A 23,740-nucleotide genomic window follows, 5' to 3' on the forward strand; every position below is an offset into this window, starting at 1 on the left:
CCCTACCCTCCCCTACGACCGCAACTCCTCGAGAAATGCCCGCGCGACCTCAGCCTGCGCCGATGGTGGCGCGCTCGCGATACGATCAAGGAGAGCGCTTCCGACGACCACCCCATCAACCAGCGCCGCTGCAGCTTGAACATGCTCGGGACGCGCGATGCCAAAGCCCAGGACAAGCGGCAAGGTGGTCACCTGGCGAACTCGAGTAATAAACGCAGGAAGATCTTCCGGCAACTGTGTGCGTGCGCCAGTCACGCCGGTCACGGAAACGCAATAGATAAACCCACGGGCCCTGGCTGCAGCCTCGGCAATCAACTGATCCGTACTTGTCGGAGCGACCATCTGGATAAGATCGCGCCCAGCTGCTTGACACAGTGCCAAGAGTTCATCACTTTCCTGTGGGGGTAAATCAGGCACGATCAAGCCGTCAACTCCGACTTCCACGCATGCAGCGATAAACCGCTCCAGACCATACTGGAGCAGTGGATTGTAGTATCCCATGAAGATCAGCGGCACGTCAACGCTGTTTTGCCGCAACTGCGCGGCCGTTTCAAGGCAAAAGCGAACGGTGACACCATTGGCGAGAGCGACCTGGCTTGCACGCTGGATTGTCACGCCATCGGCCAACGGATCAGAAAAAGGAATTCCCAGCTCGATTGCCGCAGCGCCCCCTTGTACAACCGCCCTGGCGAGGGCAACCGTGCTCTCACGTTGCGGGAACCCCACGGTCAAGTAGGGAATGATCGCGACGTCGCCACGCGCACGGGCTTGAGCAAACACGTTCTGCAACCGGCTTTGGCTCGGAGCTTGCGTCATAATGACACCCCCAACACCGAGGCAACGCTATGCAGATCTTTATCACCACGCCCTGAGAGGTTGACAAGAATCACGGCATCGCGTGGGCGCTCGCGAGCGAGCCGCACTGCCAGCGCAACGGCATGCGCAGATTCAAGCGCTGGAATAATCCCTTCGGTCCGACAAAGCAACTGAAAGGCATCGAGCGCTTCGTGATCCGTGATCGGGATATAGGTTGCGCGTCCGGTTTCCTTCAAATAGGCATGCTCTGGGCCAACGCCAGGGTAATCGAGTCCAGCAGCAATACTGTGCGCCTCAAGAATTTGCCCATCCGCATCCTGCAACACATAAGATTGCGAGCCGTGGAGCACACCAACCCGGCCTGCGCTCAGCGAAGCAGCATGGCGTCCGGTTTCGACTCCTTCACCACCTGCTTCAGCACCATAGAGCTCGACTTCGGCATCGTCGAGAAAGCCAGAAAAGATCCCCATCGCATTCGAACCACCACCGACACAGGCAACGACTGCATCTGGGGGGCGACCTGCTTGCTCGAGAATCTGCCGCCGCGCTTCCTGACCGATGATCGATTGAAAATCACGAACAATCATGGGATAAGGATGCATCCCGGCGACAGAACCAATGAGGTAGTAGGTCGTGCGAACATTGGTCACCCAATCACGGATGGCCTCGTTCATCGCGTCTTTGAGCGTGCGGCTGCCTGCGTGCACTGCGCGAACCTCAGCGCCGAGTAATTTCATGCGGAAAACATTCAGCGCCTGACGCTGAATGTCCAGCTCACCCATATAGACAACACACTCAAGACCAAGCAACGCGCAGACCGTCGCGGTTGCAACGCCGTGCTGCCCCGCTCCAGTTTCTGCAATTACTCGTCGTTTCCCCATACGTTTAGCAAGCAGGCCCTGCCCAAGAGCGTTATTAATCTTGTGGGCCCCGGTATGCGCAAGGTCTTCCCGCTTGAGATAGATCTGGGCACCACCAACTGCTCGGCTGAGGGTTGCTGCATGATAGAGTGGAGTCGGACGGCCTACATAGTCATGCAACAAGCGAGCGAATTCAGCCTGGAATGACGGATCATTGCGCGCTTCTTCGTACGCTGCTGTCAACTCTTCAAGCGCCGGAAGCAATGTCACTGGCGCATAGACACCACCGAACCGGCCGAAGCGACCACGCTCATCGGGAAGTCGTCGCACTTCACGGATCAGCGTCATGGTACTGCCTCCTTCTGCTGTTCCCGCTGTTGGGATGAAGCCTGGAGCGCAAACGCGGCTCGACTCGCCGCGACAAACGCCTGCATCTTCGCGGGGTCTTTCTGGCCATCTGTCTCAATACCACTCGACGTATCAACGCCGAAGGGTCTGACTTGGGTAATCGCCTCGCCAACATTTTCCGGCGTCAATCCTCCGGCCAAGACCACTGGCCACTCAGCGGCGAGCGCAGCAGCGAGCGCCCAGTCAGCGCGCTGTCCTGTTCCGCCATACCGGCCCGGTACATGCGCATCGACCAACAAGGCAAATGGTGGTTTGTGTGCCGCAAAGGCTTGACGGGCAAACTGCATCGCTGCTTCAGCATTTGTAGCAGTGACACGAACGGAACGCAGCACAGGTCTTGTAAGCTGCGGAATTACCGCCAGTGGTTCATCGCCACTCAACTGCACCAGGTCAAGTCCAACCGTGTCGACAACGTCGTTGATTTCTTCGGGTGCAGCATTCACGAAGACACCGACAATGAGGAGTTCGGGTGCGAGGGCTCGAACTACTCGGGCAATTTCTTTTGCTGCCGATACCGTGACTTGACGCCGACTGGGAGCAAAAACAAAGCCAATGGCATCAGCGTTAGCCCGAGCGGCAGTCAACGCATCGGCAATTGTGCGTATGCCGCAGAGCTTCACCCAGCCAGCTGCCATTGCCACAATGCCTCCACTGCCGCCTTTCGATCAGCAGCCATCATCAACGACTCGCCAACAAGCACTGCATCGACACCAACCTGAGCCAGCCGCTTGACATCCTGTGGCCCATGAATGCCACTCTCCGCTACGATGACACGATCCGCCGGGACCTGCACTGCGAGGCGTTCAGTCGTTGCGAGATCAACCTGGAATGTGCGCAAGTCACGGTTGTTAATGCCGATGATCATGGCTCCAGCGTCTAACGCCGTTGCCAGCTCAGTTTCATCGTGCACTTCAACGAGGGCTTCCATCCCCCAGGTTTGCACTTCCGTTAGCAACCGCAGCAAAGTTGGTGGATCGCACGCAGCCACAATCAACAGCACGGCGTCGGCACCCGCCGCTCGCGCTTCAATAACCTGGTATGGATCGAGCACAAAGTCTTTTCGAAGGACAGGACGTGGGGGATGCCAGGCATGAGCAAGTTGAGTAGCACAGCGCAAGTCCTCAAGCGATCCCTGGAAGAAGGGGGTGTCCGTTAAGACCGAGAGCGCCGCAGCTCCGCCCTCAAGGTACGACTGTGCGACATCTTCTACCTGAGCAGCGGGAGCAATGAGGCCGCGGGAAGGCGAAGCTCGTTTTATCTCAGCAATGACCTGAACGCCAGGAACGCGAAGTGCCGCTGAAATCGAAAAAGGGGCAGGCTGACGTGCTGCGCGCTCCTCTAGCTCGCGGAGAGGGGTTATTTGACGGCGCTGGTCGAGATCCCGCGCCGTCTGCGCAAGAATACGGTCGAGGTAGGTCGAAGTCGCTCGCATCATGCTACCCCCGCCTCTGTTTCTGCCAACGACTGACTCAGCCGCACGAGAGCTTCGAGGCGAGCCTGTGCTGCGCCACTATCAATCGCTGCAGTGGCGCGAGCAATTCCTTCAGCAATCGATTCAACGGCATCTGCAGCGTAGAGTGCAGCTGCCGCATTGAGCACGGTAATAGCTCGCGCGGGGCCACGTTCTTCACCGCTTAGTATGCGGCGAATCATCAGCGCATTTTCCTGGGCCGTTCCACCGCGGACAGTAGACAGCGGCGCTGCTGGAATGCCGAGCGATTCTGGCTCAATCGTAAACGTGCGCACCGAGGACATACCATTGGTGCGCACGTCATACACGAGTGTTGGAGCGCTGAGGCTCAGCTCGTCAAGGCCATCCGTCGCGTGGACAACAAGCGCGTGTGACACCCCAAGCAGGGCAAGAACACGGGCAACTGTTTCAACCATATCAGGCATTGCGACACCGACGAGTTGGTGGCGTACCCCAGCAGGATTGGTCAACGGCCCGAGTACGTTGAAGACTGTGCGAATACCAAGTTCCCGACGCACTGGTGCTGCGTGGCGCATTGCCGGATGAAAACGTTGGGCAAACATGAATCCGATGCCAGCCTCACGAACACAATGGGCAACGGCTTCAGGCCCAAGGTCGATTCGGACGCCCAGTGCCTCGAGTACATCAGCCGAGCCACTAGCGCTTGACATCGCACGGTTCCCGTGCTTGGCAACTGGCACTCCTGCGCCTGCAACAACGAAAGCGGCCGCAGTCGAGACGTTAAAGGTGCGCCCGCCATCACCACCGGTTCCACACGTGTCTACGACCGGAGTAGCGAGATCGAGTGAGACGGGCACGGCAAAACGGCGCATCGTTTCAGCAAAGCCAGCAATTTCTTCTTCACGTTCTCCGCGCACGCGCAAGGCCGTGAGCAATCCAGCAATCTGGGCGGGCGTCGCAGCACCGCCCATAATTGCCTCCATCGCCTGTGCTGCCTCATCCCGTGTGAGCGTCTCGCCAGCAACGACTTTCCGAATCGCTTCAGTGATCATGCTTGCCCTCCCTCCTGGCGTGATCCGACCAGTATGCGCTGGTGATAAGTCCGTGCGAGATCCAAGAAATTGGCCAGCAAGGCTTTGCCATGCTCGGTCAAGATCGACTCAGGGTGGAACTGGACGCCTTCAATGGGATACTGATGGTGGCGTATCCCCATGATCACTCCGTCATCACTGCGTGCCGAGACGCAGAGTTCAGCCGGCAGTGTCTCCGCCTCAACGACGAGCGAGTGATACCGGATTGCTGTGAACGGACTGGGAAGCCCAGTAAAGACACCCGAGCCATCGTGATAGACCTGTGACGTCTTGCCATGCATGAGGCTCGGGGCACGGACAACCCGTCCTCCAAAGGCTTCTGCAATGGCTTGATGGCCCAGACAAACGCCAAGCACCGGAATGTGGCCAGCAACAGCGCGGATGAGTGGCACCGAAATACCAGCTTCCCGTGGAGTGCAAGGGCCAGGAGAGATCACAATGCCATCTGGATGTAACCGGAGAACATCAGCAACATCAATCGCATCGTTGCGATAGACCGTGACTTCGGCTCCAAGTTCGACAAGATACTGGTAGAGGTTATAGGTAAAGGAGTCATAGTTATCGAGTAGGAGAATCACACTTCACCACCTTCCCGCTGTACACGTTCCATCGCTTCGCCCAGTTCAAGCGCACGCACGATTGCGCGAAGCTTCTGCCAGGTCTCCTGGAATTCACGTTCAGGAACGCTGTCGGCAACGATACCTGCACCCGCTTGGAGGTATGCCTTTGCGTCACGCATCACAATCGTGCGGATAGTGATCGCGGCATCGAGATTGCCGGTAAAATCGACATAGCCAACAGCACCGGCATAGGGTCCACGCCACTCTGGTTCAAGCTCCGCGATGACTTCCATGGCACGAATCTTTGGTGCTCCACTGACCGTCCCAGCTGGGAAGCACGCCCGCAGCGCATCAATCCCACTGAGGTCAGCGCGGAGTCTTCCGGTTACCTGACTGACCAGATGCATGACATGGCTATACCGCTCGATCTCCATCAGGCGTGGCACGCGAACCGTGCCTGGTTCGGAGACGCGCCCAATGTCATTCCGGCCGAGATCAACGAGCATAATGTGCTCAGCACGTTCCTTTTCGTCAGCGAGCAATTCACGTGCCAACGCCTCGTCTTCTTCAGGCGTCCTGCCACGGGGACGGGTGCCGGCAATCGGGTGCATCGACAGCTGGTCGCCATCAAGCCGAACGAGCATCTCAGGAGATGCACCGATGAGCACATCACGATCAAACTGCAAGAAGAACATGTAGGGCGAAGGATTGATACGGCGAAGTGCCCGATAAATCGTGAACGGGTGAGCCCCAGTCTCAGTAGCAAGACGACGCGAAAGCACCACCTGGATGATATCCCCGGCAGCAATGTAGGCCTTTGCTTGTTCAACCATGGCTTCATACTGGGACTGATCGAGATTAGCCTGCAAGCGCTCGAGTATGGGGATGGAAGACAACGGATGGGTGCTGACCGGCACGATTGGCGGTTTTTGAAGCCGCTCGACGATCTGCTCGACCCGTGCGACTGCTGCGTCATATTCGCGGCCAGCAACACGCGGATCATCGATGACTGCATGGGCAACGACCGTCATCGTTCGTTCGATGTGATCAACAATCACCATACTGGTCACGAGTTGGAAACACGCGTCGGGGAAGGCAAGTGGGTCCTGGGGAGCCGTTGGGATACGCTCGAAATAGCGCACTGCTTCATAGCTTACATAGCCGACCGCCCCACCAAGAAAGCGCGGCAACCCGGGCAACACTGCTGGACGCAAGGGCGCCAGGAGCGACTGAAGTAGCGTTAATGGATCAGTAAAAGGCCGCTGCTCTACGTGGGCTGCTCCTCCGTAATAATCTAGCCCTCCTGCGCGGTGATGAAGTCCAGAGCTATCGCCCAACGACGCGAACCATTGCACTGTCGCAAGACCATCGCGGCAGGTGAGCACCGCCGCAGGATCGGTGCCAATGAAGGAATAGCGCGCAAGCCGCTCGCCACCCTCAACACTTTCCAGCAAGAAGCCATACCGCCCTTGTGCGACTTTCAAGAAAACGGAGACGGGCGTTTCCAGATCCGCGTTCAAGACCCGATAGACGGGGATAACGGTGTAGCCAGCGTGAGCCAGTCGAATCACCTCGTCACGGCTCGGTTGGTATTGCTCGGTACGAGAGAAAGAAGGTGCGAATCCTACGACCATGGCCCCGCTCCACTTTTGCTCCAATACAAATTGCCCTCCGTCCCATCAGGGACGGAGGGCACATCGCCTTCCGCGGTACCACCCTGGTTGGGCGCAGCTCACGCGTACGCCCCACCTCTGCGAGTACGGGATCACAGCGTGATCCGATACCCCGCTCCCAGATAACGGTGGAGTCTCCGGCACCTCCTACTTGCACAAGGCGTTCGGGGTGCAGCTCCCGAGTCCATTCCGCGAAATCGCCAGCGCTGGCTTGCACCATCCGCCAGCTCTCTGAGCCGCGACCCTTCGCGTACTTGCCCCGTTCGCAGCCATTACCCTCTTTTGCTTTAGCACTGTAGCATCGACATGGAGCCTTGTCAAGATGCGACGCTCAGCTTATTACTCTGTGATCCGCTCTTTGATGTGTTGGACACGACCAAGGCTCTCCTGGAGCACTTCCTCGACGCGAGAGAGGAGATCAACAGCATAGAGATCAACTTCGCTGCGAGCACGGCGGGCTTGTTCTTTGGCCTGGCGCAGCATCTCCTCGCAGCGCGCCTTAGCTTCGTTCACAATGCCTTGCTCACTCAGAATATATTGGGCGCGCTCCTGGGCTGTTGCGAGAATCTTTTGTGCTTCCATCTGGGCATCGAGGATAATTTTCTGCCGCTCTTGTAAAACCCGTCGAGCCTGGCGGATTTCCCGAGGCAGCGCGCGACGAAGCTGTTCAAGCAAGGCAAGGGCTTCCGCTTCTTCGATCATCACGCGGCTGGTGAGCGGCACCCGGGATCCACGCACCATGAGCTCTTCAAGCCGATCGATCAGTTCATTGAGGTCAACCGGCGGCTCCGCTACGGAATATCCCCGTTGCTGTTCATCCACGATGGCCATCCTATCGACGCTCCACCCGCAGCTGACTGAACTTCTCAGCAAGCGCTTGCGCAACGTGCGGTGGCACAAACGCTGTGATATCACCGCCCAGCATCGCCACCTCTTTGATCATGCTCGAGCTAATAAACGAGTGCTGGGCACTCGTCATGAGGCAGACGACATCAACATCTGGTGCAAGATGACGATTCATATGCGCGAGCTGAAATTCATACTCAAAGTCGGACACAGCTCGCAGCCCTCGGACAATCGTCTGCGCCCCAACCGCACGGGCATAGTCTACGGTCAAGCCAGTGAAGACGTCAACGCGAACATTTTCCACACCGGCAAGTGCTTGCCGGGCCATGGCACACCGCTCTTCAGCGCTAAACAACGGGTGCTTGCCCGCTCCATCGTGTCCTGCATAGACCCCAATGACAACGAAGTCGAACAATCGCGCCGCACGTAATGCAACATCGACATGGCCATTCGTAATCGGATCGAAGGTGCCCGGATAGAGGGCAATATGCTGGATCACGTTTCCACCGCCTCTGAATCCTCACTTGCTTCAAGTTGGTAAATTGCCACACAACTATCCCCGTGACAACGATCGCGTAATTGTCGCCAACCAGCATGAAACGGTGGGAGGAGAAGACGCGGCGAATGGCCAAGAATTAAGACGGTCCCTGGCTGAACAGCCGCTGAGCGGGCAAGCAGAGCCATAGTCTCAAGGATGGTTGGATCAGCATAGGGAGGGTCCATAATGACGCAATCGTACGGTTCACGCACGCGTGCAAGAAAGGAGCGGACCGGCATGCAATGCACTGCTGCGCGATCCCGAAAGCCCGTGTTTTCCAGATTCTGTCGGATGACCGTACAGGCCGCTGAACTCATATCGACAAAATCGACCCACTGTGCACCACGTGATAGTGCTTCGATACCGATGGCCCCACTGCCGGCATAGAGATCGAGCACGCGACGCGGCCGAATCTGCAGCGAGGCAAGCATTGAAAAGAGCGCCTCACGAATCTTGTCAGCCATTGGACGTGTGCGCATGCCACGTGGTGCTTTCAGGTGTCGGCCACGTGCCACGCCTCCAATTACCCGCACGGCCGTGCCTCCGCGTTATTGGCGAGGAATACGACCACCCGACAGTTCCACGTCGTGACGGGGATATGAGCCAAACAACTTGAGCTCGGCTGCTTTTGCGGCGACACGCTCAAGCGCCGCGGCCACCGGAGGATCAAGCCGGTGACCTTCAATATCGACCAAGAAGTAGTAGTCACCAAGCACCGACTTCATCGGACGACTTTCAACCTTGGTCATTTGAATCTGCGCAACCGCTAGCTCGCTCAGCACATCGACGAGCGCTCCAGGCACATTGCGTTTCACCGTAAAGCAAAATGAGGTGCGATCATGCCCAGTGGGCGGAGCATCCTCGGGTGCCAACACAACAAACCGTGTCACGTTGCCATGATGATCCTGAATATCGCGCGCGAGGACGGCAGCGCCATAGAGCTCAGCGGCACGCAACGTCCCAATCGCGGCATATGTGCCATCTTCTCGCTGCATGACATCAGCAACCGCAGCAGCAGTGCTCAGTGCAGCAACCTGCTGCGCTTGCGGGAGGCAGCGCTCGAGAAATCGTCGGCATTGGGCAAGCGCTTGTGGATGTGAGACAACAACACGGATCTGGTCAAGACTTGTCCCAGGGCGGACGAGAAGGAAGTGCCGAACCGGCAGGATCAACTCAGCGCAGATTTTTAAGTCCGTATCATGGATGAGCAGGTCAACCGTCGTGCTCACCGTGCCCTCAAGCGAGTTCTCGATTGGCAGAATCGCACGATCGGCAAGCCCTGTCTCAACAGCAGAAACGAGTGCGGGAATTGACCCCAGTGGCAAGACGTCTGCACCATCACGCGACGCAACGGCCAAAGCCGCTTCTTCACTGAATGTCCCTGGCGGACCTAAATAGGCGAGTCGCACGCGCTGCTCCTCTCGCTGCCCCCAATGAGTATATGCTGACAATGTGACAAACGTTGGCAACGACTAGTCGAAGAAATCCGCGTCTTCAGGGCGAAGATACTGGCGCGCTGCGTCAACATTGAATTCGACGCCGAGGCCGGGACGATCCCAAACTTCGATAAAACCGTCGCGCACAATCGGCTGCGGCAACCCCTCGATAATGTCGTACCACCATTCAGGTCGTGCGACCGGATACTCAAACGCGATATAGTTCTGCGGCAGCGTCGCGGCCACCTGCACCAGTGCCGCCAAACCGATCAAGCCGTCGAAGATGCCATGCGGGGCAATCTGGATTCCATGGAGATCAGCATACTCAGCAATCCACTTCAATTCAGCAATGCCACCAACATCTGCTGGATCGGGACCAATCACACGCACGGCATGTGTTTCAATTAACTGCATGAAATTTTGGCGCAGATAGATCTGCTCGCCTGTATGCGTTGGCGTCATCGTTTGCGTTGTTACTTCTCGATAGAGCTCAGCTAATACGTAGGGCGTGTAGTCGCCAGTGATGAGGTCCTCGAGCCAGAGAATGTTGTAGGGCTCGACAGCCCGAGCAAAGCGGATTGCATCAGGCACCGTCCAACCGGGGCCACAATCGAGAGCAAGCCCCACCTCATCACCAAGCACCGACTTCATCGCCTCAACACACGCGACAAGATGCTTCAACCCACGCTCCGTCAGCGGGCCGCGGTTGAGATAGGGTGATCCGGTTACGTCTTCGCCGTAGCGCGAGCCGGGAAGATGCTGCAGCATTGGACCATGGTACCCAATAGCCTGCTTGATGATGGTGAATCCTTCCGGGGCAGCTTTCATCTTGGCCATATTCTCGGCGAAGTCCTCAGGTTGATAGCCACGTAAGGGAAACCGCACGCCGCCGTTATACACCCGCACACGGTCTCGAACTTTGCCACCAAGGAGCTTATAGACAGGCAGACCAGCAGCTTTGCCCGCAACATCCCACAGCGCCATTTCAATAGCGCTGACAGCACTGCCCCACGGCTTAAACGCACCGAGGCGACGAATCTTGCGAATGACGCGCTCGACATTCGTGGGGTCCTCGCCGAGGAGATAATCACGGAAGAAAAGGACCTGCGGCTTCAGGTACGGCTTTGTCGATTCAATCTGCCCGTAGCCACTTACCCCTTCATCTGTCACGATCCGTACCACCGGGCTTTGACCGATTACTGCACACTTGAGATCAACAATGCGCATCTTTCTCCCCTTTTCACTCACTGCACCTCGGCGCTCATTGTATGCGATTGGTGGAGTGAATGAGTCATCCTATCACTATCGTGATGGTCGGCGTCGAGGGTCCGTGTGAGCAAGCAGTTCGGCTAATGGATAGGTGCGGCCACAACCCGGGCACACGAGGAAAAGATATGTTCCGGTGTCACGAGGAGGCACGAGGGGATAAAAACGACGGCGCCGCCAGACTGCAAGCACGTGACCACAAGAGCAAGTCACGCGGCGGCCACGCAGCCGTTCCAGCGGAAATGGAAGCGAAATGCATTCAGTAGTTGAGCGAGAAGAGTCTTGCTCTGGCAATTGCTGACCTTCAGGAGTGTTCATTCATCCTCCAGCTTTTCCTGAAATGCTGCGAACGCACGAGGTATACTTAGATCATGAAGCGGCGAGAGGCACGACAGCAACCACACGAACAAGAGGAAACGTGGCGGGTTTTTGCCGCAATTCCTTTGCCTTCTCCAGTTCATCACCGCATCGCTGAAGCCATTGCGTTTCTACAGCGTCGTGGCTGGCGAGCAAAGTGGGTCGATCCATACAACAGCCATATCACCGTAAAGTTTTATGGCAATGTACCAGTTGCACAACTGCCTGCACTCCAGGACGCCCTTGCGGCAAGCAGCCAAGCAAGCCAACCCTTCACTCTTCAGGTAGCAGGTGCCGGTATTTTCCCATCCTTGCGCCAACCGCGCGTTATCTGGCTCGGCCTTATCGGCGATCTCGCTCCCTTAACAGTGCTGCACGAACGGATCGAAGCAGCCAGTGTTGCGCTCGGCTATCAAGCCGAACACCGTCCGTTCCAGCCACATATTACGCTGGCCCGGTTGCGACCTGACGATACGATTCCGCCACGCGGTATCGAAGCAGCGCTCCACGAGCTTGGCGCGCTGCCACCAGTGGTGTTGCCGGTAACAACGTTAACGCTTTACCGCAGCGTTCTACGACCAAGCGGCCCAGTTTATACTGAACTCTATCAGTTCCCGCTTGGAGGCAGCACGTGATCATTGCGGTCTGTGGGCCGCACGAAGCAACACCTGATGAACTTCAACTTGCCGAGCAGGTCGGAGAACTGCTTGCTCGTGCTGGGCATGTCGTCGTGTGCGGCGGCCGCGGCGGTGTGATGGAAGCAGTCTGCCGTGGCGCCAAACGTGCCGGTGGAATCACGCTCGGTATCCTCCCGGGAGTTGACCCAACGCAGGCAAATCCGTGGGTTGACTATCCGATCTGCACTGGCATCGGGGAAGCTCGAAACCTGGCAGTGGTCGCAACCGGGCAAGCCGTCATCGCGATCGGCGGAGGCCTTGGTACGCTCTCCGAAATTGCCTTCGCGTTAAAGCTGGGCCGACCAGTTGTCTTGCTTGCAAGCTGGGATCTTGATCACCACCAGCTGCATCGGAGCGTACACCAGGCCCATCTCTCCTACGCAACAAGCCCAGAGGAAGCGGTCGCGTTTGCCTGTGCTTCTTCGCAGCCAGCCCCGCCTACGTAGCCCTTATTCCATCACAATCGTTTTGATTCACATCGATGTACCGCAGGCGCGGTACACTTGCACGATGTGTGCAAGATCGCCGCAACTTCGCACACGTGAGGGAGACCATGACGAAGACTGTAAGTGTGCTTGACAAACTCCAGGAACTTGAACAGCGCTATATCGAGCTTGAGCACCTGCTTGCCGACCCCGAGGTCGTCACTGATCCACAGCGGCTTGCCCAGCTTGGCCGCGAGCGGGCCGAGCTTGAGGAAATTGTCAGCGTTTATCGCGAGCTCCGTCGCGTTGACGAACAGATTGCAGAAGCGGAGCAACTGCTCGATGGCTCTGATCCCGAACTTGCAGAACTTGCAGCTGACGAGCTTCCGCGGCTCAAAGAACTGCGCGAGCAGCTCTATCAAGATCTCCGTAAGCGCCTCGTCCCGAAAGACCCGAACGACGAAAAGGATGTCATTGTCGAGATCCGCGCTGGCACTGGCGGAGAAGAAGCCGCCCTCTTCGCTGCCGATCTCTTCCGTATGTATACCCGCTACGCCGAACGCCAAGGCTGGAAAACTGAAGTGCTCTCAAGCAACCCAACCGAACTCGGCGGATTCAAAGAAATCATCTTCGAAGTACGTGGCAAAGGCGCCTATAGTCACCTGAAACATGAGAGTGGCGTGCACCGTGTCCAACGCATCCCGATTACCGAATCAGGAGGGCGTATCCACACCTCGACAGCGACCGTCGCTGTCCTGCCAGAAGCCGAAGAAGTCGATGTCCAGATCAATGAAGACGACCTCCGTATCGAAGTGTTCCGGTCGAGCGGCCACGGTGGGCAGAGCGTCAACACAACCGACTCAGCTGTCCGGATTACCCATCTCCCGACCGGCATTGTTGTCACGTGTCAAGATGAGCGATCGCAACTCAAGAATCGCGCACGAGCAATGGCCGTCTTGCGCGCTCGCCTCTATGATCTCGAGCGCCGCAAACTGGAAGAAGAACGCACCGGAATGCGCCGCGCACAGGTGGGCACTGGCGAACGGGCGGAAAAGATTCGGACCTACAACTTCCCGCAGGATCGCGTCACCGACCATCGGCTGAAGCTTAGCGTAAGCAACTTGCCGGCCGTGCTCGATGGCGAACTTGATCAATTCATTAGCGAACTTCAAGCATTAGAGCAGGCTGAGCGCTTGCGCGAGGCAGGTATCAGCTAATTACTGACGAGCCGGGCGTGTGTTTTGCATACAATGACAAAGCGATTCGATACGATACGCGCCGCTCTTCACTGGGCAACACAGCACCTTCGCGAGGCCAGCGATTCGCCACGGCTTGATGCTGAACTCTTGCTCATGCATACGCTCAGCCTCGACCGAGTTGGTCTCTACCAACGACTGGCTGAACCGTTACCGCCTGAGAGTGCAGAGCGCTTTGCTCAGCTTGTGCGCCGGCGTCAAGCCGGAGAGCCGATCGCCTATATCACCGGTCACAAGGAATTTTTTGGCTTGGATCTGCTTGTCTCGCCGGCGGTGCTCATCCCTCGCCCAGAGACCGAGTTTCTGGTGCAATGGGCGCTCGCGTGGCTCAGCGACCATCCGGGAGCTACCTGTGTCGATGTCGGGACAGGCAGCGGGGCAATTATTCTCGCAATCGCGTGGCATTTACCTCGTGAGTGGCCTGGACTGCTGATCGGCAGCGATATCTCGTTGCCAGCGCTTCAAGTCGCTAAGGCTAACCGCCAACGTCTTGGCTTGCAGCGCGTGCAGTTCGTCTGCGGCTCACTCCTGGAATGGTGCGGCGAGCCTCTTGACCTCATCGTTGCGAACTTACCGTACCTGCGGTATGAGCAGGCTCATCCTGGCATTGCCTATGAACCGGCTATCGCCCTCTACGCTGATCATGAAGGATTCGCAGCCTATGAAGCGCTTCTCGATCAAGCGCCAGGCTGCATACAAACTGGGGGTGTACTCCTCTGCGAGATCGATCCGAGCCAGGCTGCTCGCGCGCAACAAAGCGCGCGTCGGGCCTTTCCACACGCGAACGTTCGCGTTCTCCCCGATCTCGCAGGACGAGCACGCTATCTGCTGGTTGAAACCTAGCTCCTGCCCTGGACTTTCTGCCGCTTCCGCTCAGCCTTTTCGGCCATCCGAGCATCCTTATAGAGCGTTCGCAGGCAGCGGGTGCAGATGCGCAAGCGCTTGCGCTCACCATTGATGTAGATCGTCACCGGCTGAACATTGGGCTTGAAGCGCCGATTTGTGCGCCGATTCGAGTGACTGACATTATGGCCAGAAACGGGCTTTTTGCCGCAGAGTTCACAAACCGCCATCGCTGATCTCCAATTGTCCGTTGCATTCCCACACGCACATCCACTACTACCGGCCAGGACCGGCCCAACGAGCAAGACTAGCATGCCGCTTGGCCAGTGGCAAGCTCACCGTCATCTCGCACGCCACAGCACTCCTGATCCAAAGCCGGCAGAGCATTTTACCGAAGTCCTATCACAGGCTACAATCCGAGCGCAGTACTCGCAGGCACCATGCGAGCTGCGGTATGCTCGACGACGTAGTCAACGACAATCAGCGCACATGCTGGCAATCTCATCGTGAAACAAGATTGGGGAGGCTTTCCGTCAGTGGGCAATGTACGGACTCAGCAGGCAGTAGCGACGCCACAGGTCAACTGGACAGGATCGACGCTCCGCGCTGCTTTGGCTGCGATCGTTACCCATTTTCGCCGCCATGTGCCTTCATTGAATGCCCTGAACGTTTTCCCTGTACCTGACGGCGACACCGGTACCAACATGCTCCTGACCCTCGAATCCGCCCTACAGGCAACTGATGGAGAGCGTAGCGCAACAGCCGGAACCGTGCTTGAGCAAGCTGCACGCGGTGCCTTGCTCGGCGCGCGCGGCAACTCTGGTGTTATCCTCTTCCAGCTATTCCGCGGACTCGCCCAGGTCGCGCACAACGCGCGGGTACTCGATGCCGCCCATCTCGGTGCTGGACTTGCCGAGGGAGCTCGCCTTGCCTACCAAGCAGTGTTGCATCCCGTTGAAGGAACCATGCTCACGGTTCTTCGCGAAGTCGCTGAGGCAGCACAGCAGGCCTTGGCCCAAGGCTGCACACTAGCTGAATTGCTTGCGGTCTGTCGTGATACGGCCATCGCGAGTGTCCGGAAGACACCAGACCTTCTGCCAATTCTGCGGCAAGCGGGCGTCGTCGATGCCGGTGGCCAAGGAATTGCCGTCATGCTCGACGCCGCGGCAGCATTTGCCGCGAATGCTTCGCCAATCTTGCAGCCCTCAGGTGATGTGCAAGAAGGGCACATTGCCCAGACAATGACGTTTCTTGACAATATCGAGGCGTTGCACGGTGATGACGCGTTTGGTTATTGCGTGAACTTTGTGCTTCTTGGAGAAAACGTGCCGCTTGAAACGCTTCGTGAGACTCTCAACGAGCTTGGCACCTCTGCTGTGCTCGTTGGCGACCAGCAAGCAGTGAAAGTCCATGTTCATACGGAACACCCAGGACAGTTACTCGAGGCAGCGTTGGCTTTCGGCGAGCTTGATGCAGTGCGCATCGACAACATGTCACTGCAAACTCGTGCACTCCGGGCAGCACGTGAGAAAGCTAGCGAATCCCCTCACCACGCTCAATCGAGTCGGACTGGACTTGTCGCTGTTGTGCCGAGCCCTGAGCTCGCAAAAGTGTTTGCAAGCTTCGGCGCAGCGACGGTGCGCGGCGGCCCAGGCATGGTGCCCAGCGCTGAGGAAATCGCCCACGCTATTGCGGCCTTGCCGCAAGACACCGTGCTTGTACTGCCCAATGATCCAAACGTCGCCATAACCGCCCGACATGCTGCACAGTTCATCGCTGACAAACAGGTTGACGTTCTGCCTATTTCGCGCATTCCCCAAGGGCTTGTCGCAGTAACGGCGTTTCACCCTGACGCCGAAGCACACGAGGTTGCGAGGCAGATCATCGAGGCGAGCCAGCATGTTCGCGCTATTGCGGTTACCAAAGCAACACGTGATCTCGACGAGCCAGTAACCGTTCGGGCAGGAGAATGGCTTGCGCTCGTCGATGATACGATTGTTGCAAGCACGCCCGACTTTGTGACAACAGCCTTGGCGGCGTTTGAAGCAGCGAATGCAGCTGAGGCTGAGTTAGCGACACTCATTCTGGGGCGAGACGCGCCACCGATTGATTCACTCATCCAGTCCATACAGGAACGCTGGCCTGGACTCGCGCTCGAGACCATTGAAGGTGGGCAACCCCTCTACCCTCTCATGGTTGCATTAGAGTAGAGCGGGGGAAACGTGACACACCATCGACCAGTCTGGATCGTTACCGACAGTACGGCAGACCTTCCTTCTTCCCTGCTTGAAGGCTTGCCGATTCGGATCGTACCGTTGATCATTGACGTCGGTGGTCGAAGCTATTTCGACCAGGTTGATATCACAAGCGAGCAGGTGGCCGCGCTGCTGCGAGCAAAGCAACTCCTCCGCACATCGCAGCCATCCGTTGGGGCATTTCAAGCCGTTTATGAGCCACTGCTACGTGAGGGGTTTGACATTGTATCAATTCATATTGCCGCACAACTCTCCGGAACCTGGAACGCTGCGCGGCTGGCGGCCCAGCAGGCTCCTGATCGTATTGCAGTGATCGATGGGCAAACCGTTTCAATTGGCACCGGCTGGCTCGTCTTTGAGGCAGCGCATCTTGCTGTTCAAGGTGCAAGCCAGGCAACCATTGTTGAAACGATTGAACGCCGCAAACGAGATGTTCGTGTTTTTGCGATGCTTGATACGCTCGAGTATCTCTATCGTGGCGGGCGAATCGGCCGTGCTTCAGCATTTCTCGGCACGGCTCTCCAGGTGAAGCCGATCTTGACAGTCCGCGAAGGGGTGGTGGAGCCTGTCGAACGTGTCCGCACGACTCGTCGCGCGATAGAACGGCTTGTTGAGTTAGCAGCTGAACATGGTCCCTTCGACCATCTCGCGGTTCTTCACCTCGATGCACTTGCCCTCGCTGAGTCATTACGCGACCGGCTGCTCGCGCTTTACCCCGACCAAACGATTCCGCTGAGCAATCTCGGGCCAGTTGTCGGCACATATACTGGCCCAGGAACACTTGGCTTTGCTGGCCTGAAAAAGACAGGCTGAACTCAATAGCCTCAACGCAAATGCGAGGGAAGCGATGATAACGCTTCCCCCGCAAACCGTTCTCAGCCTACGGCGTTGGATCAACGAAACTGCCACCGTAGATGTCGGTATTCCCAAACGCTTTCGGACAATCTTGCTGGGGCACAGGGCGGGTCGCGGGTGTGCCGCTCGCGAGGTTCTGGCGATAGACATTGATCGCCTCGCAGACACTCACATTACGACCATCATTCCAGACGGCAAAAGCTGCAGTATCGGTTGCGACGATCCAGTTATAGTCTCCAAGAAATTCCGCTGCGAGGCTATTGGTACTCGACCCTCGAGCATCGCCAATCGCGCCGCGGAACAGGGTTGTCCAGGCATCAGGGTGGGCAGTATCAGCATGGCGGACGATTCCGAGGAACCGACGGGGCGAACTGGTTTCAGTGCGCCACGGATCGATGAACGCGTCGTACACCACATAGAGGTCACGGCCATTTGGAGAAAGAGCGATCCACGGAAAGTCTGGACGATCGCCAGCTTGAGCTGCATTCATCGGAGGTGACCATGTATTTCCGCCATCTGTTGAAATCTGGACGAGCAATTGCTCTCGATTGAGTCCAAGGCGCGCATCGGCCCAAGCGACCGCGATAATATCTGGTCCGCCGCCGTAAGGAGCACCATTGGCAATACTCACCGCGGGGAAGCTGTTCGTCCGTGCGCCAGCAACACCGTCAAACGTCACATCACCCTGCACAGGGTCATACTGACCAACGTCGACCACCGTTGCAATAACGCGCGGTTGCTCAAAGTGGGCACCGCCATCAAATGAGCGCGCCATGTACTGGACACTCGACTTCAGCGTCGGTTCAAAGCCTTCCCAAAAGACATAGACAGTGCCTTTACTGTCAGTGCGCAGCTGACATCCTTGCCGTCCGGGATTGGCTCCAGTATTAGCAGCAGCAGTTACCTGGACTGGTGCTGACCAGGTATCGCCTCCATCAGAGGAGTGACTCACAAGCAATGGCTCAGGCGCAGCACCGTCACTACGGAAAGAAACCCAACAGACATAGACCCAGCTGAAATATGGGCTCGACGCAGCATTATCCGCCCAGATGTTGTCTTTATCGCTAAAGGTTGTCGTGCTGAGCCGTTGCGAGACAAGAACTGGAGGCATCCACGCATTTTTATCGCCATTTGCAGCGGCCTGGAGGTCATCGGTGCGTGAGACCGCAATCGCTTCTGCACCACGGAAAGCCTCTTGACCACGTTGGTCCGAGAAATTTGCGGTCAAATTCGCATAGTACAGGCGAACCCCATTACTCCATGCAAAGCGCCCATCTGGACCGGGCTTTGGCCCGAAAGCAAGCGCAGGATCGCCATCAGAAACGAGGCCATTTTCGTAATACCAGGGCAGGGTGCCGATCGGCCCGACATGTGGCTGGCAGGGGGCTGGGCCGAGACAATCCCGGGCAGTCCAACCGGTATAGGTTGGCTGAATCCAACTCTTGCCCCCGTTAAAAGATAAACGGACAGGTGGTTGGATCACCGGCATTGCAGGCCTCAATATCAATTTCATCATTCGCGCCAGCAACGAGGATTTGTGGATTAAGGGGATGGACCGCAATGGCTGGTTCATTCTGCTTATTTTGCGCAAAAGGACTTGATGGACTCCCAACATTCACGCGAGTCGCGGTACTCGCCGCAGTGGCAGGCATGCTCAGGAGAAGAAGAACCGCAAGAGTCACGATCAACCAGCGCGCTGACTTCTGCAGCACCATCACGCCACTCCCTCCACAGGAGATACTCTCCCCTCGAATACCCCAAGCAGGCTACACCACGCCCTGGCCAACACCTCCTTTCGGTTTTCATTAGCGAATTGCGCTAAAGCGAGAATACAGGAAGGTCATCACCAGATCAAGCCTTGGCTTGACACAGACGGAGCTGATCGCTTCACTTGGCAGTACGGACACGGGGTGGCAGGGAGTATGATGCGAGAATCGAATCTTCAACCAGATATGGCTACGCTCCTCCAGCGCGTTCTCAGCCTTGAGCAACGAAAAGGCTATCGTGATACTGCGGTCGCTGGCGGCATCCAACGGTTTCTCGATCAGCAAACGCCAATCTGGCGCAAACATGCCCCGCACCATCACGTGCTCATTGACGAAATCTGTCGGCTCTTTGCACGATACCAGCAGGCTTCAGTCACCGAACGCAAGCAGATTGTCGAGCAAGCACTGACACTCTTGACCCACGCCGCCACCCCCACGCACACCCAGGCAGTGTCACCAGCCCCAGACAACCACGTTACCGGTCATCCAGTGTTGCGCACACGCCATCACCACAGCGCACGACCACAGTCAATCCGCCCACCATCTGACTTGACGCTCGACTCGCCGGTGACAGCACTTGCCGGCGTCGGGAGGCAACGTGCACACCAGCTGGCAGGGCTGGGAGTTCACACTATTGGCGACCTGCTCTATCTCGCGCCACGACGATATGAGGATTACCGAACAATTCAGCCAATCGGCAAGCTCGCGCGACTTTTTGCAGCGCAAAGAACCGATGGCGAGGTACGCTGTACGGTCATCGGCACACTGACTACTCTTGAACAACGCGAATCCCAAAGTGGTGTGCGTTATGTCTACGCTGAGATTACTGACCAGACCGGCACAATGCCCATCATTTGGTTCAATCCCTACGTGGCGCGCCAATTGCAGGTGGGAATGGAAGTGGCCATTAGCGGCAAGCTTGAACTCCAGCGGGCAATGCTTTGCTTCCGTAACCCAGAGTGGGAGCGTGCTGATGAAGCATCAGTGCAGACGGGGCGCATCGTCCCCGTCTATCCGTTGACACGGAATCTCTCTCAGAAACAGCTACGGCAGCTTACGCGCCTAGCCCTTGATGTCGCCCTTCCACTCGTTGAGGACCCTGTGCCGCCCGCGATCCTTGAGGCACATGCACTCCTGTCGCTTCGCGATGCATTGGAGCAAATCCACTATCCAGATACCCCCGAACACTGCGAGGCCGCTCGACGACGACTCGCCTTTGATGAATTCCTGGTCCTGCAACTTGGGCTCGTACGCCGAAAAGCCGAATGGCAGGCACAGCCAGGACAGGCATTCCCAACTCCCCCCGACATCTTAGAGACATTCCTTACAAGCCTGCCATTTCAACTCACCGCCGCTCAGCGGCGCGCGCTTGACGAGATTCTGGCCGACATGGCACAACCGCGCCCAATGAGTCGGCTCCTCCAAGGCGATGTCGGCTCAGGTAAGACGGTCGTGGCTGCTGCGGCCGCACTCATTGCCATCACTGCTGGTGCGCAAGTAGCCGTGCTCGCGCCAACCGAAGTCCTCGCCGAGCAACACGCGCGAAGCTTTACGCGGCTCTACGAACGCTTACCTGACGAACTTCGTCCAAATGTCGCGCTCTTAACCGGCAGCACGAGTGAACGTGGACGACGCGCAATCGAGGCTGGGTTGCTTGATGGAAGCATCAATCTGCTGATTGGCACCCACGCGCTCCTGGAGGACTGGGTGCAGTTTCAGCGCCTTGGCCTTGCCGTGATCGACGAGCAACACCGCTTCGGTGTCCTGCAGCGAGCGACGTTACGAGCCAAAGGCATCAATCCCGACGTCCTAGTGATGACCGCAACGCCTATTCCGCGAAGCCTTGCGCTCGTTCTCCATGGCGATTTAGATGTTTCGATTATCGACGAACTGCCTCCGGGACGGCAAGTTGTCCAGACATACTTGCTCACCGGTAAGCAGCGTGAACGCGCCTATGCCTTCATTCGAAAGCAAATCGAAGCAGGTCATCAGGCATTCATTATCTACCCGCTCGTTGAAGAGTCAGAAGCGATCGACGCCAAAGCAGCCACCGTTGAGTTTGAACGCCTCCAGGAAGTTGTTTTCCCGGATTTCCGCCTCGGCCTCTTACATGGCCGTATGCGTCCAGCTGAGAAAGAAGCCGTCATGACGGCATTCCGTGATCATGAGCTTGATATTCTGGTCTCAACGGCAGTAGTTGAGGTTGGCATCGATGTCCCGAACGCGACGGTGATACTCATCGAAGGGGCCGACCGGTTTGGACTGGCCCAACTTCACCAATTTCGTGGACGCGTCGGGCGAGGAGCAGCGCAATCGTACTGCCTTTTGATCTCAGACAGTGAGAGTGATGAAAGCCGGCAGCGGCTGCAAGCACTTGTGAAGACGCACGATGGCTTCCGCCTCGCTGAGATCGACCTGCAAATGCGCGGTCCGGGAGAATTCCTGGGCACGCGGCAAAGCGGATTACCAGACCTCCGTTTCGCGAGCCTCGCTGATGTTCCAACCTTGCAACACGCCCGGCGAGCCGCCGAAGCGATCTTGCGACGTGATCCAACGCTATCTCGGCCAGAACATCGCTTACTGCGACAGCGAATGGAGCAGTTTTGGCAGCCTGGCGTCGGCGACGTGAGCTAGGCAACTGCTCAGGTAGCAGCCTCAGCTTCTTCTTCAGAGGCAACACGAACGCGATACAGCTTGGCACCGCTCACATACGCTTCGCCGCCGAGATGATGGACAAGGGGGAAGCCTTCGGCTTCAACAACCTCCCAACGATCGTGGAAAAGCGTCTCTTCAGCGGTAACGGCGAGGACTTGTCCAATAAAAAGATCGTGGTCACCAAAGCGAACCCGCTCAATGAGGCCACATTCGATATGCCCAACACACTCCTCAATGATTGGAATATCGAGTTCACGAGCATCTGCCGGTGTAAGGCTAGCTGCCGCAAACTTATCGTGGTCCCGACCAGACAGCAGGCCACAGAGATGAATTGCCCGTAGTTGCTCGGCGGTCGGAATATTGACAATGAACGTCTCGCTTCGACTAATCAGCTCATGTGAGAAGCGATCAGGATGCAGCGCGATGGCAAGTTGTGCAGGCGAGAAACTCAGTGGCATCAGCCAGGCCACAGTTAACACGTTCGGCTGGCTCCGAAATTGACTCGTGACAAGAGCAACTGGACTCGGCTCAAGCAAGCGGAGGGCGTCACGCGGCTCATAGTCACGCTTTGGGCTCATAGTGCCTCCGTGCCGCTTCACGTGCGCTGTGCGGTGCATTTGCAGCACGCTGTCGAGGACGCATCATGTCCTGATACAGCGCATAGTACCGTTCGGCAATCCGAGCTTGCGTATAGTGCGCAAGCACCCGAGCGCGTCCTTGCTCGGCCTTCTGCTCGAGCAGATCGGGACGGCTCAGCAGCTGATCGAGCATGCGCGCAAGCGCATCCACATCCCCCTCAGGAAACACGAGATCAGGATCACCAATGACATTTGGGATCTCACCAGAATTCGAACCAATCACTGGCACACCAGACGCCATTGCTTCAATGATGACGCGGCCAAACTGCTCCTTCCAGTTTCGCCGTGTCCGCGACGGGACAACGAGAAGATCGAAATCATGGTAGACCTGATGCATAAACGCCGGGGCAATATTGCCACGGAAATGGACGCGATCTCGGATTCCAAGGTTTGTCGCGAGCAATTCGAGCGGAACACGCTCAACACCACCGCCAACAAGATGAAGCTGAGCGCGTACACGCATGCGCGCGAGAGCTTGCACAAGCAGGTCAGCGCCCTTTTCCGGCACTAACCGTCCAACAAATCCAATGACCGGTTCTTCTCGACGAGGCTTCGCTTGCGGACGAAAGAGATCAGGGTCAACCCCGAATTGCGGAATAACTGCCAGCGGGCCGCGATAGCCCTTGCGTCGAAGCACCGCAGCCGCCTCTTCATTGCCGGCTACAGCGGCTGTCGCAAGCCGATAATTGAGTTGTTCAAACAGCGAAAACGGCGGAGGATATCGACGATAGAGATTCTGCCAGGTAAAGAAGAGAATGCGTGCACCGACAAGCCGTCCGAGGACAGCAGCATGAGCCGTGACGAGGTTGTAGGGTTCTTCATCAATATGAAGAATGTCCGGCCGAAAATGTCGCAGATGTCGCCACAAACGCGGATAAATATGCACGTGGTGATGGCCGTTGAACCACATTGGCTCAACGATCAGGGTATAGCCGTTGGTGTAGCGCCGTTCCAATTGCAGCACGCCAACGCGGGACTCTTGCCACGCTGGGGGCACAATGGCAACCAGCTCGACATCAGGCAACTTCGCTAATTCCTCCAGCTTCTTCTGATAGATGCCATTGACAAGCGCTTTGGAAATCATGAC

Annotated in this window: 24 protein-coding genes and 1 other annotated feature; of the genes, 7 read left to right on the forward strand and 17 right to left on the reverse strand. The window is 57.3% G+C overall.

Annotation, left to right across the window (positions count from 1 at the left end):
* Window positions 1–12 precede the first annotated feature (12 nt).
* The 12 genes from trpA to N675_RS12150 all read right to left on the reverse strand — a co-directional run bounded on the left by trpA (window position 13) and on the right by N675_RS12150 (window position 10,887).
* Window positions 13–816 (reverse strand): tryptophan synthase subunit alpha, encoded by an 804-nt coding sequence (gene trpA, locus N675_RS12095; RefSeq protein WP_038040253.1) that lies wholly within the window; start codon window positions 814–816, stop codon window positions 13–15.
* Window positions 813–2,024: a tryptophan synthase subunit beta gene (trpB, locus tag N675_RS12100; protein ID WP_038040255.1), complete on the reverse strand. Its 1,212-nt coding sequence runs from the start codon at window positions 2,022–2,024 to the stop codon at window positions 813–815. The genes trpA and trpB overlap by 4 nt, the downstream gene beginning before the upstream one ends.
* Window positions 2,021–2,719 carry a phosphoribosylanthranilate isomerase gene (locus N675_RS12105; protein WP_038040257.1) on the reverse strand — a complete coding sequence of 233 codons (699 nt, stop codon included), beginning with the start codon at window positions 2,717–2,719 and terminating at the stop codon, window positions 2,021–2,023. The genes trpB and N675_RS12105 overlap by 4 nt, the downstream gene beginning before the upstream one ends.
* Window positions 2,701–3,519, reverse strand: a complete 819-nt coding sequence (gene trpC / locus N675_RS12110) for an indole-3-glycerol phosphate synthase TrpC (protein ID WP_051914712.1) — start codon at window positions 3,517–3,519, stop codon at window positions 2,701–2,703. The genes N675_RS12105 and trpC overlap by 19 nt, the downstream gene beginning before the upstream one ends.
* Entirely contained in the window at window positions 3,516–4,568 is a 1,053-nt protein-coding gene (trpD, locus tag N675_RS12115; protein ID WP_038040259.1) for an anthranilate phosphoribosyltransferase, read from the reverse strand. The genes trpC and trpD overlap by 4 nt, the downstream gene beginning before the upstream one ends.
* Window positions 4,565–5,185 carry an anthranilate synthase component II gene (locus tag N675_RS12120; RefSeq protein ID WP_038040262.1) on the reverse strand — a complete coding sequence of 207 codons (621 nt, stop codon included), beginning with the start codon at window positions 5,183–5,185 and terminating at the stop codon, window positions 4,565–4,567. The genes trpD and N675_RS12120 overlap by 4 nt, the downstream gene beginning before the upstream one ends.
* Complete coding sequence (gene trpE / locus N675_RS12125; RefSeq protein ID WP_051914713.1) at window positions 5,182–6,801, reverse strand: anthranilate synthase component I; 1,620 nt, start codon at window positions 6,799–6,801, stop codon at window positions 5,182–5,184. Before trpE ends, N675_RS12120 begins: the two co-directional genes overlap by 4 nt.
* A gap of 44 nt (window positions 6,802–6,845) precedes the next feature.
* Window positions 6,846–7,116 (reverse strand) — a binding site (T-box leader).
* A 63-nt stretch (window positions 7,117–7,179) separates the two neighbouring features.
* Window positions 7,180–7,671 (reverse strand): ATP synthase subunit B family protein, encoded by a 492-nt coding sequence (locus N675_RS12130; protein WP_038040264.1) that lies wholly within the window; start codon window positions 7,669–7,671, stop codon window positions 7,180–7,182.
* A 1-nt stretch (window position 7,672) separates the two neighbouring features.
* Window positions 7,673–8,182, reverse strand: coding sequence for a pantetheine-phosphate adenylyltransferase (coaD, locus tag N675_RS12135; RefSeq protein WP_038040817.1), 510 nt, complete (start codon window positions 8,180–8,182; stop codon window positions 7,673–7,675).
* Window positions 8,182–8,757 (reverse strand): 16S rRNA (guanine(966)-N(2))-methyltransferase RsmD, encoded by a 576-nt coding sequence (rsmD, locus tag N675_RS12140; protein WP_038040267.1) that lies wholly within the window; start codon window positions 8,755–8,757, stop codon window positions 8,182–8,184. The genes coaD and rsmD overlap by 1 nt, the downstream gene beginning before the upstream one ends.
* 15 nt (window positions 8,758–8,772) lie before the next feature.
* Entirely contained in the window at window positions 8,773–9,633 is an 861-nt protein-coding gene (gene pheA, locus N675_RS12145; protein WP_038040268.1) for a prephenate dehydratase, read from the reverse strand.
* 63 nt (window positions 9,634–9,696) lie between these two features.
* Complete coding sequence (locus N675_RS12150; protein ID WP_038040270.1) at window positions 9,697–10,887, reverse strand: mandelate racemase/muconate lactonizing enzyme family protein; 1,191 nt, start codon at window positions 10,885–10,887, stop codon at window positions 9,697–9,699.
* A 410-nt stretch (window positions 10,888–11,297) separates the two neighbouring features.
* On the opposite strand from N675_RS12150, the gene thpR reads away from it, so the two are divergent.
* The 4 genes from thpR (at window position 11,298) to prmC (ending at window position 14,484) form a co-directional block, all read left to right on the forward strand.
* Entirely contained in the window at window positions 11,298–11,918 is a 621-nt protein-coding gene (gene thpR / locus N675_RS12155) for an RNA 2',3'-cyclic phosphodiesterase (RefSeq protein ID WP_051914714.1), read from the forward strand.
* Complete coding sequence (locus tag N675_RS12160) at window positions 11,915–12,406, forward strand: TIGR00725 family protein (protein WP_051914715.1); 492 nt, start codon at window positions 11,915–11,917, stop codon at window positions 12,404–12,406. The genes thpR and N675_RS12160 overlap by 4 nt, the downstream gene beginning before the upstream one ends.
* Before the next feature lie 125 nt (window positions 12,407–12,531).
* The gene (gene prfA / locus N675_RS12165; RefSeq protein WP_038040823.1) at window positions 12,532–13,602 is read left to right on the forward strand and encodes a peptide chain release factor 1; all 1,071 of its coding nucleotides are present in this window, start codon (window positions 12,532–12,534) and stop codon (window positions 13,600–13,602) included.
* Between the two features lie 33 nt (window positions 13,603–13,635).
* Window positions 13,636–14,484 (forward strand): peptide chain release factor N(5)-glutamine methyltransferase, encoded by an 849-nt coding sequence (gene prmC / locus N675_RS12170; RefSeq protein WP_038040272.1) that lies wholly within the window; start codon window positions 13,636–13,638, stop codon window positions 14,482–14,484.
* Here the strand turns inward: prmC and rpmB are convergent.
* Window positions 14,481–14,714: a 50S ribosomal protein L28 gene (gene rpmB / locus N675_RS12175; RefSeq protein WP_051914716.1), complete on the reverse strand. Its 234-nt coding sequence runs from the start codon at window positions 14,712–14,714 to the stop codon at window positions 14,481–14,483. The genes prmC and rpmB overlap by 4 nt on opposite strands.
* A 306-nt stretch (window positions 14,715–15,020) precedes the next feature.
* On the opposite strand from rpmB, the gene N675_RS12180 reads away from it, so the two are divergent.
* The gene (locus tag N675_RS12180; RefSeq protein WP_051914717.1) at window positions 15,021–16,694 is read left to right on the forward strand and encodes a DAK2 domain-containing protein; all 1,674 of its coding nucleotides are present in this window, start codon (window positions 15,021–15,023) and stop codon (window positions 16,692–16,694) included.
* Between the two features lie 12 nt (window positions 16,695–16,706).
* Entirely contained in the window at window positions 16,707–17,552 is an 846-nt protein-coding gene (locus N675_RS12185; protein ID WP_038040274.1) for a DegV family protein, read from the forward strand.
* A 67-nt stretch (window positions 17,553–17,619) separates the two neighbouring features.
* Here N675_RS12185 and N675_RS12190 read toward each other — a convergent pair whose 3' ends face one another.
* Window positions 17,620–19,083: a sialidase family protein gene (locus tag N675_RS12190; RefSeq protein WP_038040276.1), complete on the reverse strand. Its 1,464-nt coding sequence runs from the start codon at window positions 19,081–19,083 to the stop codon at window positions 17,620–17,622.
* The gene (locus N675_RS12195) at window positions 19,046–19,309 is read right to left on the reverse strand and encodes a hypothetical protein (RefSeq protein ID WP_038040278.1); all 264 of its coding nucleotides are present in this window, start codon (window positions 19,307–19,309) and stop codon (window positions 19,046–19,048) included. The genes N675_RS12190 and N675_RS12195 overlap by 38 nt, the downstream gene beginning before the upstream one ends.
* Window positions 19,310–19,516: 207 nt before the next feature.
* Between N675_RS12195 and recG the strand changes: the two genes are divergently transcribed.
* Complete coding sequence (gene recG, locus N675_RS12200; protein ID WP_051914718.1) at window positions 19,517–21,994, forward strand: ATP-dependent DNA helicase RecG; 2,478 nt, start codon at window positions 19,517–19,519, stop codon at window positions 21,992–21,994.
* 8 nt (window positions 21,995–22,002) lie between these two features.
* Here the strand turns inward: recG and N675_RS12205 are convergent, their stop codons facing one another.
* Together N675_RS12205 and N675_RS12210 are read right to left on the reverse strand one after the other, a co-directional pair.
* Window positions 22,003–22,593, reverse strand: coding sequence for a flavin reductase family protein (locus N675_RS12205; RefSeq protein WP_038040280.1), 591 nt, complete (start codon window positions 22,591–22,593; stop codon window positions 22,003–22,005).
* A complete protein-coding gene (locus N675_RS12210; protein ID WP_338417755.1) occupies window positions 22,577–23,737 on the reverse strand; it encodes a glycosyltransferase family 4 protein in 1,161 nt (386 codons plus the stop codon). Before N675_RS12210 ends, N675_RS12205 begins: the two co-directional genes overlap by 17 nt.
* Window positions 23,738–23,740: the final 3 nt, after the last annotated feature.

The organism is Thermorudis peleae (genome assembly GCF_000744775.1).
In the GTDB taxonomy this organism is placed as follows: domain Bacteria; phylum Chloroflexota; class Chloroflexia; order Thermomicrobiales; family Thermomicrobiaceae; genus Thermorudis; species Thermorudis peleae.

What these genes read in the sequence shown, in the direction of transcription:
- N675_RS12195 (WP_038040278.1), bottom strand. Translation starts at nt 19,309, where the DNA reads ATGGTGCTGCAGAAGTCAGCGCGCTGGTTGATCGTGACTCTTGCGGTT.
- trpB (WP_038040255.1), bottom strand. Translation starts at nt 2,024, where the DNA reads ATGACGCTGATCCGTGAAGTGCGACGACTTCCCGATGAGCGTGGTCGC.
- recG (WP_051914718.1), top strand. Translation starts at nt 19,517, where the DNA reads ATGATGCGAGAATCGAATCTTCAACCAGATATGGCTACGCTCCTCCAG.
- N675_RS12210 (WP_338417755.1), bottom strand. Translation starts at nt 23,737, where the DNA reads ATGATTTCCAAAGCGCTTGTCAATGGCATCTATCAGAAGAAGCTGGAG.
- trpD (WP_038040259.1), bottom strand. Translation starts at nt 4,568, where the DNA reads ATGATCACTGAAGCGATTCGGAAAGTCGTTGCTGGCGAGACGCTCACA.
- trpC (WP_051914712.1), bottom strand. Translation starts at nt 3,519, where the DNA reads ATGATGCGAGCGACTTCGACCTACCTCGACCGTATTCTTGCGCAGACG.
- N675_RS12105 (WP_038040257.1), bottom strand. Translation starts at nt 2,719, where the DNA reads ATGGCAGCTGGCTGGGTGAAGCTCTGCGGCATACGCACAATTGCCGAT.
- trpE (WP_051914713.1), bottom strand. Translation starts at nt 6,801, where the DNA reads ATGGTCGTAGGATTCGCACCTTCTTTCTCTCGTACCGAGCAATACCAA.
- N675_RS12205 (WP_038040280.1), bottom strand. Translation starts at nt 22,593, where the DNA reads ATGAGCCCAAAGCGTGACTATGAGCCGCGTGACGCCCTCCGCTTGCTT.
- trpA (WP_038040253.1), bottom strand. Translation starts at nt 816, where the DNA reads ATGACGCAAGCTCCGAGCCAAAGCCGGTTGCAGAACGTGTTTGCTCAA.
- N675_RS12150 (WP_038040270.1), bottom strand. Translation starts at nt 10,887, where the DNA reads ATGCGCATTGTTGATCTCAAGTGTGCAGTAATCGGTCAAAGCCCGGTG.
- thpR (WP_051914714.1), top strand. Translation starts at nt 11,298, where the DNA reads ATGAAGCGGCGAGAGGCACGACAGCAACCACACGAACAAGAGGAAACG.
- prmC (WP_038040272.1), top strand. Translation starts at nt 13,636, where the DNA reads ATGACAAAGCGATTCGATACGATACGCGCCGCTCTTCACTGGGCAACA.
- rpmB (WP_051914716.1), bottom strand. Translation starts at nt 14,714, where the DNA reads ATGGCGGTTTGTGAACTCTGCGGCAAAAAGCCCGTTTCTGGCCATAAT.
- N675_RS12190 (WP_038040276.1), bottom strand. Translation starts at nt 19,083, where the DNA reads ATGCCGGTGATCCAACCACCTGTCCGTTTATCTTTTAACGGGGGCAAG.
- N675_RS12130 (WP_038040264.1), bottom strand. Translation starts at nt 7,671, where the DNA reads ATGGCCATCGTGGATGAACAGCAACGGGGATATTCCGTAGCGGAGCCG.